21 protein-coding genes and 1 tRNA gene are annotated in these 18428 nt (G+C 52.9%); 13 read left to right on the top strand and 9 right to left on the bottom strand.

The window, feature by feature from the left end; all coding sequences use genetic code 11:
* Positions 1 to 2: 2 nt before the first annotated feature.
* Positions 3 to 854, bottom strand: coding sequence for a hypothetical protein (locus F7C11_RS08970; RefSeq protein WP_297092847.1), 852 nt, complete (start codon positions 852 to 854; stop codon positions 3 to 5).
* A gap of 50 nt (positions 855 to 904) precedes the next feature.
* On the opposite strand from F7C11_RS08970, the gene F7C11_RS08965 reads away from it, so the two are divergent.
* The 3 genes from F7C11_RS08965 (at position 905) to F7C11_RS08955 (ending at position 3061) form a co-directional block, all read left to right on the top strand.
* Positions 905 to 1354, top strand: a complete 450-nt coding sequence (locus F7C11_RS08965) for a plasmid mobilization protein (RefSeq protein WP_297092846.1) — start codon at positions 905 to 907, stop codon at positions 1352 to 1354.
* 106 nt (positions 1355 to 1460) lie between these two features.
* Positions 1461 to 2411: a DNA adenine methylase gene (locus F7C11_RS08960; RefSeq protein ID WP_297092845.1), complete on the top strand. Its 951-nt coding sequence runs from the start codon at positions 1461 to 1463 to the stop codon at positions 2409 to 2411.
* 26 nt (positions 2412 to 2437) lie between these two features.
* Complete coding sequence (locus tag F7C11_RS08955; RefSeq protein WP_297092844.1) at positions 2438 to 3061, top strand: hypothetical protein; 624 nt, start codon at positions 2438 to 2440, stop codon at positions 3059 to 3061.
* On the opposite strand, the gene F7C11_RS08950 is transcribed toward F7C11_RS08955, so the two are convergent.
* On the bottom strand, positions 3058 to 4062 hold the full coding sequence (locus tag F7C11_RS08950; RefSeq protein ID WP_297092843.1) for a DNA methyltransferase: 1005 nt from the start codon (positions 4060 to 4062) through the stop codon (positions 3058 to 3060). The genes F7C11_RS08955 and F7C11_RS08950 overlap by 4 nt on opposite strands.
* A 430-nt stretch (positions 4063 to 4492) precedes the next feature.
* Here F7C11_RS08950 and cobO point away from each other — a divergent pair, with 430 nt between their 5' ends.
* Both cobO and F7C11_RS08940 read left to right on the top strand, forming a co-directional pair.
* The gene (cobO, locus tag F7C11_RS08945; protein ID WP_297092842.1) at positions 4493 to 5020 is read left to right on the top strand and encodes a cob(I)yrinic acid a,c-diamide adenosyltransferase; all 528 of its coding nucleotides are present in this window, start codon (positions 4493 to 4495) and stop codon (positions 5018 to 5020) included.
* 117 nt (positions 5021 to 5137) lie between these two features.
* The gene (locus F7C11_RS08940; RefSeq protein ID WP_014013138.1) at positions 5138 to 5389 is read left to right on the top strand and encodes a UPF0147 family protein; all 252 of its coding nucleotides are present in this window, start codon (positions 5138 to 5140) and stop codon (positions 5387 to 5389) included.
* Between the two features lie 54 nt (positions 5390 to 5443).
* On the opposite strand, the gene F7C11_RS08935 is transcribed toward F7C11_RS08940, so the two are convergent.
* Positions 5444 to 6001, bottom strand: coding sequence for an aldolase (locus F7C11_RS08935; RefSeq protein ID WP_297092841.1), 558 nt, complete (start codon positions 5999 to 6001; stop codon positions 5444 to 5446).
* On the bottom strand, positions 5998 to 6579 hold the full coding sequence (locus tag F7C11_RS08930) for a hypothetical protein (RefSeq protein WP_297092840.1): 582 nt from the start codon (positions 6577 to 6579) through the stop codon (positions 5998 to 6000). The genes F7C11_RS08935 and F7C11_RS08930 overlap by 4 nt, the downstream gene beginning before the upstream one ends.
* Before the next feature lie 76 nt (positions 6580 to 6655).
* On the opposite strand from F7C11_RS08930, the gene F7C11_RS08925 reads away from it, so the two are divergent.
* Together F7C11_RS08925 and F7C11_RS08920 are read left to right on the top strand one after the other, a co-directional pair.
* Positions 6656 to 6733 (top strand) — tRNA-Tyr (locus F7C11_RS08925).
* Between the two features lie 161 nt (positions 6734 to 6894).
* Entirely contained in the window at positions 6895 to 7320 is a 426-nt protein-coding gene (locus F7C11_RS08920) for a Tfx family DNA-binding protein (protein WP_297092950.1), read from the top strand.
* Here the strand turns inward: F7C11_RS08920 and F7C11_RS08915 are convergent.
* Together F7C11_RS08915 and F7C11_RS08910 are read right to left on the bottom strand one after the other, a co-directional pair.
* Positions 7300 to 7974 (bottom strand): CidB/LrgB family autolysis modulator, encoded by a 675-nt coding sequence (locus tag F7C11_RS08915; protein WP_297092839.1) that lies wholly within the window; start codon positions 7972 to 7974, stop codon positions 7300 to 7302. The genes F7C11_RS08920 and F7C11_RS08915 overlap by 21 nt on opposite strands.
* Positions 7971 to 8318, bottom strand: a complete 348-nt coding sequence (locus F7C11_RS08910; protein ID WP_297092838.1) for a CidA/LrgA family protein — start codon at positions 8316 to 8318, stop codon at positions 7971 to 7973. The genes F7C11_RS08915 and F7C11_RS08910 overlap by 4 nt, the downstream gene beginning before the upstream one ends.
* Positions 8319 to 8404: 86 nt before the next feature.
* On the opposite strand from F7C11_RS08910, the gene F7C11_RS08905 reads away from it, so the two are divergent.
* Complete coding sequence (locus tag F7C11_RS08905; RefSeq protein WP_297092837.1) at positions 8405 to 9856, top strand: DUF2139 domain-containing protein; 1452 nt, start codon at positions 8405 to 8407, stop codon at positions 9854 to 9856.
* A gap of 11 nt (positions 9857 to 9867) precedes the next feature.
* On the opposite strand, the gene F7C11_RS08900 is transcribed toward F7C11_RS08905, so the two are convergent.
* Together F7C11_RS08900 and tes are read right to left on the bottom strand one after the other, a co-directional pair.
* Positions 9868 to 10173, bottom strand: a complete 306-nt coding sequence (locus tag F7C11_RS08900; protein WP_297092836.1) for a DUF3213 domain-containing protein — start codon at positions 10171 to 10173, stop codon at positions 9868 to 9870.
* Positions 10174 to 10183: 10 nt separating this feature from the next.
* The gene (gene tes / locus F7C11_RS08895) at positions 10184 to 11959 is read right to left on the bottom strand and encodes a tetraether lipid synthase Tes (protein WP_297092835.1); all 1776 of its coding nucleotides are present in this window, start codon (positions 11957 to 11959) and stop codon (positions 10184 to 10186) included.
* Between the two features lie 158 nt (positions 11960 to 12117).
* On the opposite strand from tes, the gene F7C11_RS08890 reads away from it, so the two are divergent.
* The 5 genes from F7C11_RS08890 (at position 12118) to F7C11_RS08870 (ending at position 17687) form a co-directional block, all read left to right on the top strand.
* Positions 12118 to 12477 (top strand): hypothetical protein, encoded by a 360-nt coding sequence (locus F7C11_RS08890; protein WP_297092834.1) that lies wholly within the window; start codon positions 12118 to 12120, stop codon positions 12475 to 12477.
* Between the two features lie 9 nt (positions 12478 to 12486).
* Complete coding sequence (gene udg / locus F7C11_RS08885; protein WP_297092833.1) at positions 12487 to 13074, top strand: type-4 uracil-DNA glycosylase; 588 nt, start codon at positions 12487 to 12489, stop codon at positions 13072 to 13074.
* A gap of 310 nt (positions 13075 to 13384) precedes the next feature.
* Positions 13385 to 14992: a Na+/H+ antiporter NhaC family protein gene (locus F7C11_RS08880; RefSeq protein WP_297092832.1), complete on the top strand. Its 1608-nt coding sequence runs from the start codon at positions 13385 to 13387 to the stop codon at positions 14990 to 14992.
* A 68-nt stretch (positions 14993 to 15060) separates the two neighbouring features.
* Positions 15061 to 15963, top strand: a complete 903-nt coding sequence (locus F7C11_RS08875; RefSeq protein WP_297092831.1) for a pantoate kinase — start codon at positions 15061 to 15063, stop codon at positions 15961 to 15963.
* A 44-nt stretch (positions 15964 to 16007) separates the two neighbouring features.
* The gene (locus tag F7C11_RS08870; RefSeq protein WP_297092949.1) at positions 16008 to 17687 is read left to right on the top strand and encodes an ATP-dependent DNA ligase; all 1680 of its coding nucleotides are present in this window, start codon (positions 16008 to 16010) and stop codon (positions 17685 to 17687) included.
* On the opposite strand, the gene F7C11_RS08865 is transcribed toward F7C11_RS08870, so the two are convergent.
* Entirely contained in the window at positions 17677 to 18414 is a 738-nt protein-coding gene (locus tag F7C11_RS08865) for a hypothetical protein (RefSeq protein WP_297092830.1), read from the bottom strand. The two genes, F7C11_RS08870 and F7C11_RS08865, sit on opposite strands and share 11 nt — an antisense overlap.
* Between the last annotated feature and the right edge of the window lie 14 nt (positions 18415 to 18428).

Here is an 18428-nt window from a genome sequence, read left to right as displayed (position 1 = left end):
TTTTAGCTTCCTATCTTGATCCCGAGTTCTTCAAGTGCTTCTATCACATTATTTTCATTATTATAAACATTAACAAGGACCTCAATGAGGTTGTTTATGTTGATTGAGAATTTGTTGGGGTCTAATTTTATGCTGAGATCTGCCTCCATAAGAGCTTCAATGGGTTTCTTTCCATTTTTAACCTTCCTGAATAAACTAAACGTCTTGTCGCGTCCTTCATAATATTTTCCTGTTGAGTTCTTTTTATCTGGGGGATAGTTTAGATCCTCCTGTATAAATATCAGCTCAAGGAGTTTAAGAAATGCTCTAATATCCATACCGGGGGTTTTGTTTATCCTTTCAATAGCGATTTGATTTTTCGTGATAATATCTTCTGCAGGAGTCCCAGTGTAAATACCTTCGATTAGCTTGAATATTTCTTCTCCAATCTTTTTGTCATGCTTAAGTCTTGTATAAAAATCGAAAAGTAATCTGGCATGTGACGGAGTATATTTTTCAGGTCGGAGTAGGGTTACTCTAAAATCAGATTCTTTGTATTTGCCTTTCCCCCTTCCTTTTCTCAATTCAATTTCTATCCATCCATGTGGGGATGGTTTGATTGGTTTAAATTCTATTAGCATCTCTTTGTTGTATGTTTTTAGAGGTAAATACCATTTGCTTGGGACTTCAAATTCTGTCTTTGGTTTGTCCTTTTCTTTGTCATGAATTGCTATTTTAAAGCTCTTGATCTTATTACTCTCCTTTTCTAGAATAGTGATTCTGACAATGTCCCCGGTTTTTAATATCCTCTCTACAGTTTCTGGCATGGATATCCCAAGATTATATTCTGTTTTTGGAATTCTTAAATTTTTCAAGGGGTTAACATTTAAATCCTTTTGTGTTGCACGTTATATTGGGGGTACTCATGTTTGAAAGGATTATAGAACAGCTCATAGCGTTAAAGACTCCAGCTACCCGTAAGCTAAAAATTCCCGTTGCTGGAACTAGGGCTTTTGAAGTTATACTGAAATCTGAAAATGTTCCAAATGAAACTACTGCCGTTGAACTGGCCGTGAATGAGTTTGTTAAGTATTCTAAAGGAGACCCCCAAGTAGTTTCTGATTTCAAGAAAATTCTTGCTAGGGAATTTTCAGGGTTAAATAGTACTAAACTACTCAAGAAAAAAGCTAGGGCCCTTAAGGAAATATGGGAAATTGAAGCTAGGACGTTAGCTGCCAAAAACAAGCGGAATAAATGGTTATCAATCCGCGTTACTGAGGAGGAATACGAGAAAATTTTCAAACAGGCGCAGAAGGAAGGATTGGACATATCTAACTATATTAGAAAGAGATTGGGTCTTGAGTATAAATCGTGAATATTATGTTGCACCAAAAATTTTATATTTATGTTGCACGTAGTATTATCGAATGCCTTATTAGGGCATGATCTAAATAACGTAACAGCATAGGAGGATGTAATCGATGGCAGAACCTATCCTTAAGTGGGCTGGCGGAAAGAGGCAGATACTTCCTGAAATTGTTGCATTAATGCCAGAGGACTTTAAAAATAGAACGTTCCATGAGCCATTTTTTGGCGGTGGTGCAGTTACCTTCTGGATGGAACCTAAGAGGGGGACTATAAATGACATAAATCCCAAGCTCATAAACTTCTATATTGTCGTTAGAGACTATGTCGATGAACTAATTGAAGACGCAAAGAGGCACAAAAATGAGAAAGAATACTTTTACAAGGCCCGTTCTGAGTTCAATGAGATAGTCAGAAACGGATTTAAGATTCCGAATATCAGACTCGCGAGCTTGCTTTTATACTTGAATAAAACTGCCTTCAATGGGTTATACCGTGAGAATAGAAAGGGAGAATTCAATGTCCCGTTTGGAAGATACAAAAACCCCAAGATAGTGGATGAAGAGCGATTAAGAAAGGCCAGTGAAGTTTTGAAAAAGCTCAAGATTTACAACGAAGACTTCACTTATATATTGAGAGTTGCCAAGCCTGGAGATCTGGTTTATTTTGATCCCCCCTATCACCCAGTTTCAGAAACTGCCAGTTTTACTAGTTATTCGAAGGAAGATTTTAGCAAAGAAGACCAGGAGCGCCTTAGAGATGTTTGCCTTGAGCTTCATAAGAAAGGGGTTTACTTTATCCTGAGCAACTCCTATGTAAAGCCGGTTCGTGAGCTGTATGAGGGAATAGAAGGGTTTGAGATACTCAAGATCTACGCAAAGAGGCCAATAAACTCAAAAGCCGACCGCAGGGGGGAAGTTCCAGAGATGCTCGTTACAAATGTTACTGCGGAATTACGAGTGGGTCGTGAAAGAGCAAAGCTTCTCGTAAACAACGGTAGATCAAAGACTTTGGTGGCTTCTAAGTCGCTTGTTGAATATTTAACTGTTGCAGAGCGATCTACTTAAAAAGTTCTACCTTCTTTTGATATTTGGTGAAGTTCGTGAAGGTAGATGATGTTTTTGAGATAGTCCAAAATTTAAAACCTGCAGAAATAAAGGAGACCCAAAAGACCCGTAGAGTCATTAAAGAAGGTGGAAGGGCCTTGTTATATTCTGGCTCCAACGGAACCAAGGTCTACGTTGTTAGAACGGACAAGATATGTCCTGGAGATTTTAAAGTAGTTCTCCACCCTATGGGAAGAAAGGAATTTGCCCCAACACATGTTCGGTTGTTCTTTGACCTTTATCTTAAACGGATAAGTGATGAAGAGAATGCAAAGACTGTGTTTTTGGCATTTGAACGAATTAACCATGGAGAAGATATAAATAGAGTTCTAGATGACGTTCGGAACATAACTTTCTCAATGGAACTCGATCCCTCTGATGTGACGGTTTTTTATGGCTCATTATTAATGGCCGAGCAGGATTGGAATTATGGTAGCAGAGGATGTAAAAAAAGCAAACTTGATCCTCCTCGAGAGTTTCTTATGAAGTTCATACGATGGATCGCACAGAGTGAATACGGTGATATAGACAAAATAATAACGACTGCAGTTCGAAATAGGCCAGCGCCGAAGAAATACAGTATTTCCCTTTTTGAGCTTTGGAGGAGTTAAACCACTCTACTTTCCCGGAATTTCTCGGTTTTCTCCTCCTCTCCAGATTTTCTAAACACGAATAGGTGTTCATGTGCAATTAGATAGAAGTCTCTCTTCCTTGTTTTCCAGGGTTCGGTACCCCTCATATGATGCTGAACCTTGATAATGTCCTCCTTTAATATAAATCCAGCTTCCAAAAACACTTTCATGACCCTGAAGGCTATAGGAACGTAATGCCTATGCCGTCTAGTGTCTCCCATTAGGATCGCAGCATATTTTCCAGGTTTGAGCACCCTATAGAACTCCTCCGCAACTTTTTTCATTTCTGAAATAAACTCATCTATTGAGTTAACGTTGGACAGATCTCCATTCACAGGAGAACGTGCTCTTTTTGTATACCCTATGATGTTAGCATAGGGTGGATGAGTAGCTATTAGATCTATGCTCTCGTCTTCAATTTTGTCTAATTTTCTTGCGTCACCATGATAAAGGCGAATTTGAGGTTCCACCCACTCAATACTCTCTTTTAGTCCGAGGTATGAGCTTAACGTGGGCTGCCCATCCTTACGGGGGTCATACTCGAAATTCAATCTATCCCATGCTACCATTAGAGCCTCATAGTTTATGTCGACCCCGATCCCGTGTCGTCCTAGGAGTTTGCACTCTATCAGCGTTGTTCCGCTTCCTAAGAATGCATCTAGAACAGTATCCCCCGGCTTTGTATACTGTAATATCAGATTTCGTGGAACTTGGGGGGCCCAATTTCCTCTGTATTTTGCATTTGCATAATGGGTTGCCCATTTTCCACGTTCGGGGAAGCTCCATACGGTCGTTGTTTCAAGCTTGAAGTTCTGAGGCTGAAATGTTTTGATTGGGATGGGTTTTCCAATCTCTATTCTTTGATTCTCTATAATGACGTGATCGTGCTTTTTTATGAATTCCAGATATTCCTCGAACGGAACTTCTCTCATATTCGTTCCTCCATTGTTGTAGTTTGAACAGGTTTTTATAACTTTCATCCGACCCCCTAAAAACCATGGCGATTACATCGCTTTGCGTTATCATGATAACAAAAAAGGCAGAGAAAGAGTGTATTGTTATCATGATAACAACCAGAGGCAACGAACCACAAGAGCAAACCGGGGTCTGGGAAGGTTCAGGGGACTTTAACTGGGTGAAGGGCCCATCACTGATGACGGGACTTCACTTGGCTGGAATTAGTTTAGTCCCGATTAATGCCGTTTAAGCAATTCTAATCAGCTATTCCCTGTGTACTTGCCTTAGACACTTTTCTAATGCGACCAACAATTGTGTTTTCCGTGCCTTTGGGCGTTTTTGGACTTCCCCTCAGGTTTTGGTTAACTCATGCCAGACTTGTTCCCCCTCACAACTCAATCCATTCCAAACCCCTAAAAACCCTGGCGATTATATCCACCCGGTGAAGCCAACATGCCCTGGAAAGAAAAACTCGGCCTCGTCCACATCTACACGGGGAACGGAAAGGGAAAGACGACCGCTGCTCTTGGCCTCGCGGTGAGAATGCTCGGCTCCGGCGGAAGGGTCATCGTCCTCCAGTTCATGAAGGCGCCGGACGTCTACGGCGAGCAGAAGAAGATAAGGGAGTGCGGTGCCGTTATAGAGTCCTTCGGTTTGCCCAAGTTCGTCCACGGAAAGCCCGAGCCCGACGACATAGCGGCCGCCAAGAAGGCCCTTCAGCGCGCTAAAGAGGTAGTCTCAAGCAGCGAATGGGATCTGGTGATACTCGACGAGATATGCGTCGCCCTCGGCTTCGGCATGCTCGATGTTGATGAGGTCAAGGGGCTCATCAAGAGCAAAGCGCCCCACACCGAGCTCGTTCTGACCGGCCGCTACTGTCCGGAGGAGCTGTTTGAGCTTGCCGACTACGTCACCGAGATGAGGGAGGTAAAGCACCCGTACCGGAGGGGAATCCTCGCGAGGAGGGGTGTGGAGTTCTAGTCTGGACTCTTCCCCTTTCTTCGGTTTCGACGTTGACCGAAAAGCTTTTTAGTTAAGAGAGATTAAGATAATCCGGGAAGGTTTTAGTAACAATTCTTTAGAAAAGGGGGTGATAGAATGAGCGAGCTCATCGGCCAGATCGTGCAGGTTCTCAAGGAGCAGGTCGTCCAGGACACCGTTGTTCCAAGGAACATAAGGCGCGCCGCCGAGCAGGCCATCGAGGCCCTCCTCGACGAGAGCAAGGAACCCGCCGTCAGGGCGGCCGATGCGATAGCTATCCTTGAGGAGATAAGCGAGGACCCGAACATGCCGATGCACACGAGGACGATCATCTGGGAAGTCCTCGGTGCCCTTGAGCAGGTCAAGTGAGCGTTTTCTTTTTACGCTCATTTCCTGCGCTTTCTTGTGAATAAAAAGAAGCGGCTATTTTCTGGTAAGGTGCCAGAGCTTTGCACTCTCCTCCACGAGTTCTGCCTTGTAGAATGCCTCCCTCAGAGTCCTCCCAACGGTCACTATGCCGTGCCTCTCCATCAAGACTGCATCGGACTGGAGTATCGCGTCTGCCACGACGTCGGCCAGCTCCTGAGTTCCAGCAGGTCTGAACGGGGCTATCGGGATTCTCTTCAGGTATATCTCCGCCTCGGGGGTCATTATCGGCAGTTCCCACTCGATTAGGGCGGTGGCCGCTATCGCGTGGGGGGGATGGAGGTGCGCTATCGCCCTAACGTCCGGCCGCCTCCTGTAAACGGCGAGGTGGAGCCTGTACTCCGAGGAGGGTCTTACCCCCGAGACCTGCCTTCCGTCCATGTCCACGACCGCCACCTGTTCCCGGGTCATCTCGTCCATTACTGCCCCGGTGGCCTTGATGAAGACGAGGTTTCCCTTTCTGATGCTCAGGTTCCCCCCAAATGCCGCCGTTAATCCCCGCTCGTGGGCGAGACGGGAGTATTTAACAAGCTGGGTCTTTATCGCCCTGCTCATCTTTTCACCACCCTCACTCCATAACCGCAGTCCTGGCAGTAGGCCCTCTCCCCCTTCCAGGCGAGTTCTCCGCCGCAGAGGGGGCAGACGTGAACGTCCCCTTCGTTTCTCCAGCGCTCGTAGGTCTCGCGGCCTATGACGAGGAAGAGCCCCTCTTCGTCCTCCTCGAAGTGGCCCAGGATGGGGTTGCTCTCCAGTTCAAGGGTTTTTTCGTCTATTATTACCGGCTCTATCCCTATGTTCCCCTCGTATTCGAGGTCGTTGCTCGGCAGAATCTCGACGACGAATGCCCCGAGCTTCTTGTCGTTGTAGGCTATGACCTCCAGCGCATCGCTGAGCTCGCCGCTTGAGGAGATGACGTCAACCACCAGCGTCCCTTCCCTCGGAAAGGCGAGGGCTATAAGGAACCTGCTCCTGTAAAGGGCCAGTCCCCGGTCGAGGCAGCTCTCATCCATTCCAAAACTTTTCAGCATCTCGCGGAGCTCGTTGCCGCTTGGCAGCCTGCCCTCGCGCCTTATGAACTCTCCAATTTCCTTCGCGAGCGGCATGGCGAGTGTAACAGGTTCGTAGAGCTTCATGTTCCCACCCCAATTACCTCGGGAGAAAAATTTATAAACCTACCCGGGGGATTATGGAACGGGCTGCCTGTAGGGTCCCGCGGTAGCCTAGCCTGGGAGCGGCGGCGGACTGTAGATCCGCAGGTCCCCGGTTCAAATCCGGGCCGCGGGACCACCAGAATTCTAACAGCCTTTTCTGAGAGCTTTAGACCTGTGAGTCCTCTCCGGTTTGAGGGGTTCGTCCCTAGTGCTCTCCGGGCGTTTCAACGGTCTCTGTCCAGCTTTTTGAGAAAAACTTTTTAATCTTCAGCACCGTGTTAAACTCTGGTGTTTAAAATGGGGAACCGGAGCTTTCTCACCGAACAGCAGATTAGGATCCTCCGCCTGCGAGCCAGGGGCCTTAAGCAGAGCGAGATAGCGGAGATGCTCGGAACGAGCAGGGCCAATATAAGCATCCTTGAGAGGCGCGCCCTTGAAAAGGTCGAGAAGGCTAGGAACACGCTCCTCCTCTGGGAGCAGATAAACTCGAAGATAAGCGTCGAAGTGAGGAAGGGGGAAGACATCTTCTCGGTTCCCGAGAGGCTCTTCAGGAAGGCCGACGAGCTGAAAATCAAGGTTCCCTACAGCACGGCCGAGATAATAGCCTTCCTCGTGGAGCACGCGCCCGTTGAGGACAGGCTCGCGAGACGGGACTTCACGCTCTTCCTCGACGCCAAGGACAGGCTCAGGATAAGCGAGTGCCTACTTGAGGAGTTCGATTAGGTAGGGAAGCAGTAGGGACGTGAAGACACCGTTTAGGGCCATGGCCAGGCCGCTGACCGCCCCGGCGAGCTCGTCCTCCAGTATTATCCTCGCGGTTCCGAGGCCGTGGGAGCTGACCCCAGTCGCCAATCCCCTGGCTATTCTGTCCCTGACCTTAATGAGGCTGAGCAGCTCCGGGGCGAAGGCGTTGCCAAGGAGCCCCGTGAGTATCACGAGAACCGCGGTCAAAGCTGGAATACCGCCTATCTTTTCACTTATGCCGATCGCTATGGCCGTGGTGACGCTCTTCGGGGCTATGCTCAGGAGGACTTCCTCACTTCCGCCGAGGAGCTTCGTGATGTAGAACGCGCTCAGGATTGCAACAGTTCCACCGAGGACAATTCCAACCCCTATCTCCCGTGCGTAGGCCCTTATGGTCTCCCTGCCCTTGTAAACCGGGATGGCGAGGCTCACCACCGCCGGTCCGAGGAGGAATTTGAGGATTACCGCGCTGTCCATGTAGCTCCCGTAGGGGATTCCGAACCACTTCAGGATGACCGCTATCGTGATTATGGAGAGGAGAACCGGGTTCGTGTAGAACGCCCTCTTTCTGGAGTGGAGCTCCGAGAACAGGTAGAAGACAGCGAGGGTGAGCGTTATTCCGAGCGGGTTCATTCCTTCCACCTCCTGAGAAACTCAACGGTCTTCGCTGTTACGACGAGAGTGATCAGGAAGCTCAGAACCAGGGCGGTGAATATGGGAACGGCCTGGCTCCTTATGAGGCCAAGGTAGGTCACTATCCCCACCCCAGGGGGGATGAACATGACGCTCATGTTCCTGACGAAGAGCTCGGCCTCATCCTCAACCCATTCGAGCTTTACTGCACCTCCGAGGAGGGCCGCGAGGAGGTAGAGCATTCCAAGGACGCTCCCCGGGATCGGCAGGTTGAGGGCAAAGCTCGTGAACTCACCCAGTGCATAGAAGCCGAATATTATCGCCAGTCCTCGGTAGGGCCTCATGCTTTCAGTTAGGGTGAGGTGGTATAAAAGCCTCCCGAAGGCGAAAGGCCAATAAGACCGGAGCACATAGCACTACCGGTGATACCATGCTTCTCAGGGACTATAGATTCCCCCCAAGGTACGGCCCGGAGTGGGGCAGCGGCGGCATATTCGGGCTGAAATACCACAACGGGACGCTTTACTTCACGCTGGCCTTTGAGGCCGAGGCGCACTTCGTCAGGGACGGTCAGGAGAAGGTCTATGACTTCACCCTTCTCGGCGACCCCCCGACGAGCGGCGGAGATACCTACAACGCGGTCGAGACGGTCGATGAGTTCATCTACTTCGGCGGCTGGGTTCACGCCCCTGCCGTTTACAGGGAGGACAGGAGGATACTCTTCCACAACAAGTACTCCCACGTCCACGTCTACGACACGGAAAACGACTCAATAAGGCTCCTCTGGAAGGACTCGATTCACCATGAAACGGACTGGGCGGGAGAGGTTAGCGATATACTCTACGACCCGTACGGCGACAGGCTTTTGCTCGCGAGGGAGGACGGGCACGCAAACCTCGGCGTCTATGCCCTTGACAGGAGAACCGGGAAGGCCGAGCCCCTGATCCACGAGCCTTCCCTCAGGGGGACGGTAGTCCACGACGCGGCCTTCTTCGGCGTCGGCAGCAACTTCACCTCCGGGCTGAGGGAGATAAAGGCCCTCGACCTGATAACCGGAAAGTGGGAGGCGTTTAAACCCGGGGACAGCGTCGATGGGAGACCGTATATAAGGCCAGAATACGGTCCGCTGGCGAGCGCGTACAACAGGGCCTTTGCCTTCGTCCGCGGTGGGATAATAGCCGGCAACCCGCTGATGGGCGAGGACTTCCGGTTCTTCCGCCTCTTTGAGTTCTACACCTTCTACGCCCCCTTCAGGGTCAACGCCGTAAACGTCGGCGGTGGGATACTGACGGCCTACAACGCCCACCACGATGTCCTCTACCGGCCGGATGGAAGTCTAACATGGGCAACGACCAACACGATAACCGGCCCCAGCGTTCTCCTCTACATCGCCCCGCCAATGGTCAAGATTGTTGGGGCTTTTGGGGCGAGGGTTACGAGCATCGAGAAGATGGACGGAAAGCTCCTCGTGGCCACCAACACAACCCCGAACACAGGCTCAACCGAGGCGACGCCCTTCGACACCGGGAACAGGGACATAGTCATCCTTGACGAGAAGGTAATCCAGGAGAGGCCACCTGCGGTGAGCTTCTCACTGCCCCTGGCACTGCCTGGCATGGCGAAGGAGATGGGCGGTGGAACCTTCGGAGGGATCCCGCTGGACGGCTACCGCGAGCCGAGGATGGTTCTCTACCTGAGCGGCGACAACAGGCTGACCGTCTATGAGTACGACCTCTCGCTTCCCGCAGGGGAGGCCGTTGCCGAGACCTTCGACGTTAAGGCAGGCAAGAACATCCTTGAACTAGACTCGTTCAGCGGAATCGTCAGCTTCGAGCTGGAGAAAGAGGACATGAAAGGAAAGGTAAGAATAGAGCTTCGCTGAGCCTTTTCTTTTTATGATTCCATGCTCCCCAGGATGTTGTTCCATGAGTAGCTGGATTCCACGAGCTCCTTCACCGCTATGCGCTCCTCTCCGACTATTTCCGGTTCCAGCTCTTTCAGGGCCTCCAGGAGCTCCTCCCTGGGAAGTGCGTCCTCGTCGAATATCACGAAGCCGTTCTTGGAGTATCCGTTGAGGAACGCCCTCCATATCCTCTCGTCCTTCAGGAGCTCGTACTGCTTTGCCGTGGCCTTCTCCCAGTCTATGTTCCCGAACCTGAAGCTGAGCATCGTGAGCCTCTTGTCCGGACTGACGCTCATTTCGACCACCTCACTTCCCGCTTTCCATGACCCCAAGGTAGTCCTCGATGTCGATGTAGGTCTTCCTGTAGAGCTCGCTGTTCTTCATCCGCTCAACGAACTCCTTCGTCCTGATGTACTTGTCCTTCTGGTACTCCCAGTCTGGGTGCATGGCCTTCCACTCCTCCCAGGTGTAGCTGAACTGGGCCTGAACCTTGTCCCTGTAGAGCTCAGGGATCACGTTGAAGGTACAGAAGGGCACTATCCTTCCGTCCGGCATTGCGTAGTGGATGACGCAGCGCTCAACCCTCTCAACGTCGTAGTTGTACTCGTCCATGAAGTGCATCATTCCAAGGAAGAGGGAGTTTATGTGGAACTTTCCAAGGGCGTCGTAGTTGCCGTGAACGAAGGCGTTCTTTATGAGGTCGAGGACTCCGAGCCCCTCCGGGGCGTACTTCTCGTCGTAGAAGCTCTTGAACTTCATGAATATCTCGGCACCAAGTTTGAGCTTGTGGAGCCTGCCCATGCTCTTCCAGTGCTCTATCTCCTCCGCCTTGCTCTCCAGGTACTCAACAAACCCCTCGACGTCGAGGAACCTTCCTATCGGAACGACCCTCTTGTTTTCCCTGTCGAGGAAGACGTAGGTCGCCGCGCCGCAGCCGTAGTGGCTGGTCATGTAGTACTTGCTTCCTGAAAATGCCTCAAAGAACTTGGCTATGTGGCCGGCTATCGGGATCGGGTACCAGTCCTCCCTGGCTATTGCACCGTGAGTCTGCTCCTCTATGCGCTTTATGGCCCCGGGGATCGTTATTCTGAAGCGCTGGCGCTCCTTCTTGGGGACCCTTCCGACGAGGGAAATCGGCTGGAAGTTGACGCCCCTGACGATGTCCAGGTGGTTGAGGCCGAAGTTTATTATTGCCCCGAGCTCGTGGTCGTTGACGTTCCTTATGGTGGTCGGCACGAGGACTATGCCCGGCCCGTTGGCCTTCCTGACGTTCTCAAAGATGAGCGGAATCTCCCAGTGGTTCTTCCAGTTGGTCTGGGGGCTCATTCCATCGTAGCTGAGGTACAGTACGTTGACCCCTGCCCTGCGTATCTCTTTGACCAGTTCCGGCTCGAAAGCGAGCTTTATTCCATCGGTGTTGAGCTGGACGTGGTCGTAGCCCTCCTCCTTGGCGATTCTGATTACCTCTATGAGGTCATCCCTGAGGGTGGGCTCGCCTCCGGTGAGCTGGACGGCGTTGGCACCTATCGGATGCTCCTTCTTGGCGTTGCGGAGCATCATGCGTATCTGCTCGAGGGTGGGTTCGTATATCGGCTGGCCCTCCTTGGCGTAGAAGAAGCAGTACCAGCAGCTCAGGTTGCAGCGGTTGGTGAGAACGATGTTGAGAAGGCTGGTGTGGGAGCGGTGCCTCGCACAGAGGCCGCAGTCGAGGGGACAGTTGACGCCCGAGGCGTCAACGTTGGCGCTCATGAGCTTGAAATCGAACTTCCACTTCTGGAACCTGTAATACTGCTCAACGTCCTCATAATAGACATCGGTTATCATACCTTCCGGACAGCGCTTCGTTATCCATACCTTGCCGTCCTTCTCCCAGACGAGTGCGGGGACAACCCTTCTGGTCTCCGGGCAGAGGGAATACGTTCTGTGCGGCAGCGGTGCACCGTAGGCCCTGCTGGCCTTCCTGAGCATCTCCTCGAACTCCTCCTCGCTGATCTCCGGGAACTCGACTATGTCCCTGATCCTCCTCGTTAGCTGGTCGAATTCTTTCTCACCGCTGGGCACTTCACCAACGCTCTCTGCCATGCTACTCACCTCTTCAACTTTCGCCTTTGGTCATTTATCCAATCATCTGGTATAAAAACTTTTGCGTAAATATGAAGATTTTCCTGCATATCTATGCCCCATACTTGGGTAGAGGGGTAAGGTTAAAAGCAGGCCCTCAAACTTAGTCCGGTGGTGAGATGCCAGCGAGAGAAATGAGGATGGAAATGTTCCTCCGTGCTCTGCTGAGGAGGGACTTCACAAAGGCGAAGGCGCACCTGGAGAAGCTCCAGAAGATGGCCGGCTCCGACGAGTGGGGCAGGGGCTACGGAAAGGCCATAAACGGATTCATGAGCGCCCTGAAGGACAACGACACCGACGCGCTTATAGTCCAGCTGATAAACGAGCACGACCGGGAAAAGGCAGAGAAGCTCCTTGAGCACTTCCAGGGAATACTCGAACACGAGTTCAGAGACGAATACGAGAAGGGCTACTACACCGCCTGGGTCGAGTTCCTCAAGGCCTACCTCGCCCAGAAGACTCTCGGACTCAGGAAATGAGGTGTTCCCATGGGCAGGGAAGAGGCGATGAGAAAGCTTGAGGAGCGGATTAAGGCGTGCCAGAGGTGCCCCCTCGGGAAGCTCAGAACGAACGCCGTTCCTGGTTCCGGAAGTTACGGTGCTGAAATAATGTTCGTCGGAGAGGCACCGGGGTACTGGGAAGATCAGAAGGGCCTTCCCTTCGTCGGCAGGGCGGGTAAAGTTCTCGACGAGCTATTGGCTGAGATAGGGCTTACCCGGGACGAGGTCTACATCACCAACATAGTGAAGTGCCGCCCCCCCGAAAACCGCGACCCCACCGATGATGAAATCAAGGCCTGCTCCCCGTACCTCGACAGGCAGATAGACATAATCCGGCCCAAGGTGATAGTGCCCCTCGGCAGGCACTCGATGCGCTACATCCTCGAAAAGTTCGGCTTCGAAGCCGAACCGATAAGCAAGATACACGGGAAAACTTTCGAGGCAAACACCCTTTTCGGGAAATTCGTCATAATGCCGATGTACCACCCGGCGGTGGCCCTATACCGTCCCCCGCTGAAGGAGGAACTGCGGAAGGATTTCCTGAAACTGAAGGAGCTCATCAGAGGCTCTCCATGAAATTACTCCCACTTTTCAATTACTCTTCCGAGTAAGTCGTCCCTACTTAGCGTTTTTTAAGCCCAAAACACTCTTTTCTGAAGCTTTTTCTGGGAAAGATTTTTATGGAATTGGTGCGCATTATTGTACTTGAGAGTATGCATTAATGCAGGGGTACACCAGTATTCACCAGAACGCAGGAAATTCGGTTCAAATGTATGGAAAGGAGCCATGAAATTTTCGAAAATATGTCATTATGTCAAAAAGTCTTCAGGAAAGCTTATATCCCATCCAAGAATTCAAGGCATGATATTTAGGTGGGGGTGAAACCGTGTCGGATTTCGGAATACTGTCTCTGCTGCCACCCCTGGTGGCTATTATACTGGCGATATGGACGAAGAGGGTTATCCTAGCGCTGTTCGCCGGTGTCTGGATTGGGGGCGTCATGATCTCCGGCTGGAACCCAGTGACCGGAACCACGCAGACCCTTGACTGGATAGTGGCGAACGCCACCGACGACTGGAACGTCAAGATACTGCTGTTCGACTTCCTCATTGGAGCCGGCGTCGGGCTGATCTATAAGTCCGGCGGTGCGTATGCGATAGGCCGCGCCCTCGCGAGCAGGGTTAAAAGCAGCCGCGGCGCCTCTCTGATGGGATGGCTCCTCGGTGTGCTCATATTCTTCGACGACTACACCAACACCATCATCGTCGGTAACACCATGAGGCCCATCACCGACAGGACGAGGGTCTCGCGTGAGATGCTTGCATACATCGACGATTCAACGGCTGCACCGGTCGCGGGTTTGGCGATAGTCTCGACCTGGATAGGCTACGAGGTCGGCCTGATAGGGGACGCCTTCAGCAAGCTGAACGTTGACCTGGCGTCTGTTGGGGGCGCCTACGGTGCGTGGGCCCACAGCGTTCCCTTCAGGTTCTACTCGATACTGGCGATAATACTCGTCTTCATCGTGGCGCTCACCCACAGGCACTATGGTGCCATGCTCCAGGCCGAGATGCGCGCCAGGACGGAGGGCAAAGTCCTGCGTGACGGTGCGAAGCCGCTAATGACCACCGAGGTTGATCTCGGCATGCCCAAGGAGGGGGGAAGCGTCCACATCTTCATATGGCCCATACTGACGCTGATCTTCGTCACCCTCTACGGTATGTGGTACACCGGCGGTGGGGGCGAGGTCTACGCCACCGATGGACTGATGGGAGTCCTCGGGAACTCCGACTCTGCACTGGCGCTCCTCTGGGGAAGCTTCGCGATGGTCGTCGTGGCCTTCTTCCTCGTGCTCGCCACCAAGCAGATGACGATTGAGGAAGCCGAGGACGCCATAGTCCGCGGCATGAAGCAGATGGTCATAGCCAACACCATCCTGCTGCTCGCGTGGAGCATCAAGAGCGCGACAGACGCAGTTGGAACCGCCCCCTACATCGTCGACCTCGCCAAGAGCGCCGGCGTCACCGGGAGCTGGGTGCCGCTGATAGTGTTCCTCATCTCGATGTTCATCTCATTCACGACCGGAACGAGCTGGGGAACCTTCAGCATCATGCTGCCGATAGCGATACCCCTCGCCTACGGCGTTACAGGCTACGTTGGCCCGGAGGTCTTCGCGGCAATCGGTGCCGTCTTCGCCGGCGGTATCTTCGGCGACCACTGCTCCCCGATCAGTGATACGACAATCATGAGCTCGATGTTCAGCGGTTCCGACCACATAGACCACGTCACGACCCAGGTTCCCTACGCAATGACCGCCTCGGGCGTCGGCATAATCCTCTACCTCCTCTTCGGACTCGGAGTCCACAGCTGGTGGATCCTCCTGCCACTTGGCTTCGTGCTCCTCATCGGGGCCTGGTACTTCCTCAGTGAGTGGTACGGCAAGAAGTACGGCATACCGCACGGAAAGGTTCCCGTGTACGTGGTAGAGGAATGAGTCTTTCCTTTTTCTTTTCTCGCCACTTTTAAAAGGCAAACGTTCAACCTCTTCTCGGAGGTGAGAGAGTGCTCGTTAGGGCTTTTGTCCCAGCGCATATAACGGCGTTCTTCGTCCCGATGTTTCACGATGACCCGCTCAAAGCCGGCTCCCTCGGGGCGGGCGTGAACATCGACAAGGGCGTCAACGTCTTCGCGAGCGTGGAGGAGGGCTCCCTTGAGAGGCACATTCACATCGCCTTCAACGGTGAGCCTGTTGAGAAGAAACGGGCGATCATAAGCTATTCCGTCGCGGATGAACTCGTTCCCCGGGATTTCCATGGGGAGGTTGAAATCTGGCAGTACTTCGACTTCCCAAATGGATACGGCTTCGGTAACAGTGCCGGCGGCGCCCTGGGCACGGCTCTGGCTTTGAGCTACACCTTCGGTGGGACATGGCTCAAAGCGGCTCAGATAGCGCACAAGTATGAGGTCATCAACAGGGGCGGTCTCGGGGACGTCGTGGCTCAGATGGCCGGAGGGATGGAGGTTCGCGTTAAGGCCGGCGGTCCGGGAATCGGGGTTGTCGACAACCTGTTCTTCGAGGACTACCGGGTTCTCGTGGTTCCTCTTGGAAGGCTATCAACGAGAGAAGTTCTGGACGGTGACGTTGTGAAGGCCATAGAGCTCTGGGGAAGGGAGGCACTTGAGAAGCTCCTTCGGGGGCCGAGTCCGGAGAGGATGATGGTTCTGGCGAGGGAATTCGCCGAAAAAACAGGCCTTCTGGAGGGAGAACTCCTTGAGCTGGCCAGGGAGCTTGACAGGGTGCTCGGAAATCCCAGTTCCATGATAATGCTGGGGCGGGGTCTCTTTGCCCTCGTAAGGGATAATGAGCTTGAAAAGGCAAAGGGCCTGCTGGCCGACCTTGGCCTGCCCTACGATGTGACCGGAATCCACGCGGGACGGCCCGTGGTAGGAAGGTGGGTCGGCTAAACCCTTTTATCCTCCTTTTTCCTAACCTGTCCCAGGTGGTGAAGATGAAATATGCCGAGCTGGCCGACCTTTACAGACGCCTGGAAAAAACAACCCTCAAGACCCTCAAGACGAGATTCGTCTCAGATTTTCTAAAGAGAACTCCCGATGAGCTCCTTGAGATAATACCTTACCTCATCCTTGGAAAGGTCTTCCCTGACTGGGACGAGAGGGAGCTCGGCGTCGGCGAGAAGCTCCTCATAAAGGCCGTCTCGATGGCAACAGGTGTCCCCGAGAGGGAGATAGAGAACTCCGTGAGAGACACTGGCGATTTGGGAGAGAGCGTTGCTTTAGCCCTGAAAAAGAAAAGGCAGAAGAGCTTCTTCTCCCAGCCGCTGACCATAAAGCGCGTTTATGACACCTTCGTGAAGATAGCGGAGGCCAGCGGGCAGGGGAGTCAGGACAGAAAGCTGAAGTATCTGGCCAACCTCTTCATGGACTCTCAACCCGAGGAGGGCAAGTACCTGGCCAGGACGGTTCTCGGAACGATGAGAACCGGTGTCGCCGAGGGGCTCATGAGGGACGCCATAGCGAGCGCCTTTGGCGTCAAGGCCGAGCTCGTCGAAAGGGCCTACATGCTCACGAGCGACTTCGGATACGTAGCCAGGGTGGCCAAGCTTGAGGGGAACGAAGGCCTCTCAAAGGTCAGGATTCAGGTGGGCAAGCCTATAAGGCCGATGCTCGCCCAGAACGCGGCCAGTGTGAAGGAAGCGCTGACGGAGATGGGTGGAAAGGCGGCGTTCGAGATAAAATATGATGGCGCGCGCGTTCAGGTTCACAAGGACGGGGATAGGGTCGTTATCTACTCCCGCAGGCTGGAGAACGTGACGAAGTCCATCCCCGAGGTGGTTGACGCGGTTCTGGAGAGCGTGAAAGCTGAAAAGGCCATCGTGGAGGGCGAGCTCGTTGCCGTGGGTGAGGAAGGAAAGCCCAGGCCCTTCCAGTACGTCCTGAGGCGCTTCAGGAGGAAGTACAACATCGAGGAGATGATAGAGAAAATACCCCTTGAGCTGAACCTCTTCGACGTCCTCTACGTTGACGGCGAGGGGCTGATAGACACCCCCTTCTCCGAGCGCAGGAAGAGGCTTGAGGGGATAATCTCCTCAAATGAGAGGATAAGACTGGCCGAGCAGCTGGTGACTGCAAAGGCCGACGAGGCTGAGGCATTCTACCAGCGCGCCCTTGAGCTGGGCCATGAGGGGCTGATGGCGAAGCGCCTGGATTCGGTTTACGAGCCCGGAAACAGGGGGAAGAAGTGGCTCAAGATAAAGCCGACCATGGAAGACCTCGACCTCGTCATAATAGGCGCGGAGTGGGGCGAGGGAAGGCGCGCACACCTCCTCGGCTCGTTCCTGGTTGCGGCCTTTGATCCACACAGCGGCGAGTTCGTCCCGGTTGGAAAGGTTGGGAGCGGCTTCACCGACGAGGACCTGGCCGAGTTCACGAGGATGCTCAAGCCCCTCATAGTCCGCGAGGAGGGCAAATACGTCGAGATAGAGCCGAAAGTTGTTATCCAGGTCACCTACCAGGAGATACAGAAGAGCCCGAAGTACGAGAGCGGCTTTGCCCTCCGCTTCCCGCGTTACGTGGCTTTAAGAGAAGACAAGAGTCCGGAGGAAGCGGACACCATCGAGCGCATAGCCCAGCTCTACGAGTTCCAGGAGAGATTTAAGGCTAAAAGATGACATCGCTTTCCTCAGTTTTTTCAGCGTTTTCCCCAACTTCGCCCGTTTCTTCACCTTCCTCGGGAACCAGTTTTTCGGCCAGCTCGGCCGCCTTCTTTGCCATGAGCGGTGTCACGAGGAGGAAGCCAGTTGACAGTCCGGCCAGATACGCCACAACGGTTCCGGAGTAGCCGTCGGCGACTGCCAGCGGTGGGAGGTCGTAGAGGGCGTGGGCGGCCATCGAGAAGGCCAGTCCCGCGAGGCGCTTCCACCCGGTCTCGCCGAGCAGGAAGCCAATGGAAACGGCCGCCCAGATGGTGTGCAGTCCCATAAGCACTACCCTAACTGCCACCAGGTAGGGTTCCTGGTTCAGGGCGAAGATTCCTGCGGTGTACATTATTCCCTCTACAATCCCGAGGAAAAGGCCTGTCCCGATGACGAGCTTCCACTTCTCCCATTCTGGCGAGCGCCCAAAGAACTTCATGGGCAGGAGCTTCACCGACTCCTCGATTATCCCGGCAGCGAAGGCCAGTGCAATCCAGGTCTTGAGGAACAGGAGGGGCGCCTCTAGGATCGAGGCCATGATAAGGCCGAGCACTCCGAGGGCGAAGGATTGAACCCTCCAGCCGCTCTCGGGAAAGGAGCGCCACCTCTGGAGGGTGTACTTGACTGCCAGCAGAACGGAGATGCCTCCAACAAGTGTTACAATTCCGAAGTAGTACCCGATGACCTTTTCCGGTGTGAGCATGGTATTTTCTACAC

This window comes from Thermococcus sp. (assembly GCF_015521605.1).
In the GTDB taxonomy this organism is placed as follows: domain Archaea; phylum Methanobacteriota_B; class Thermococci; order Thermococcales; family Thermococcaceae; genus Thermococcus.
This window is presented reverse-complemented; position numbering and strand designations above follow the sequence as displayed.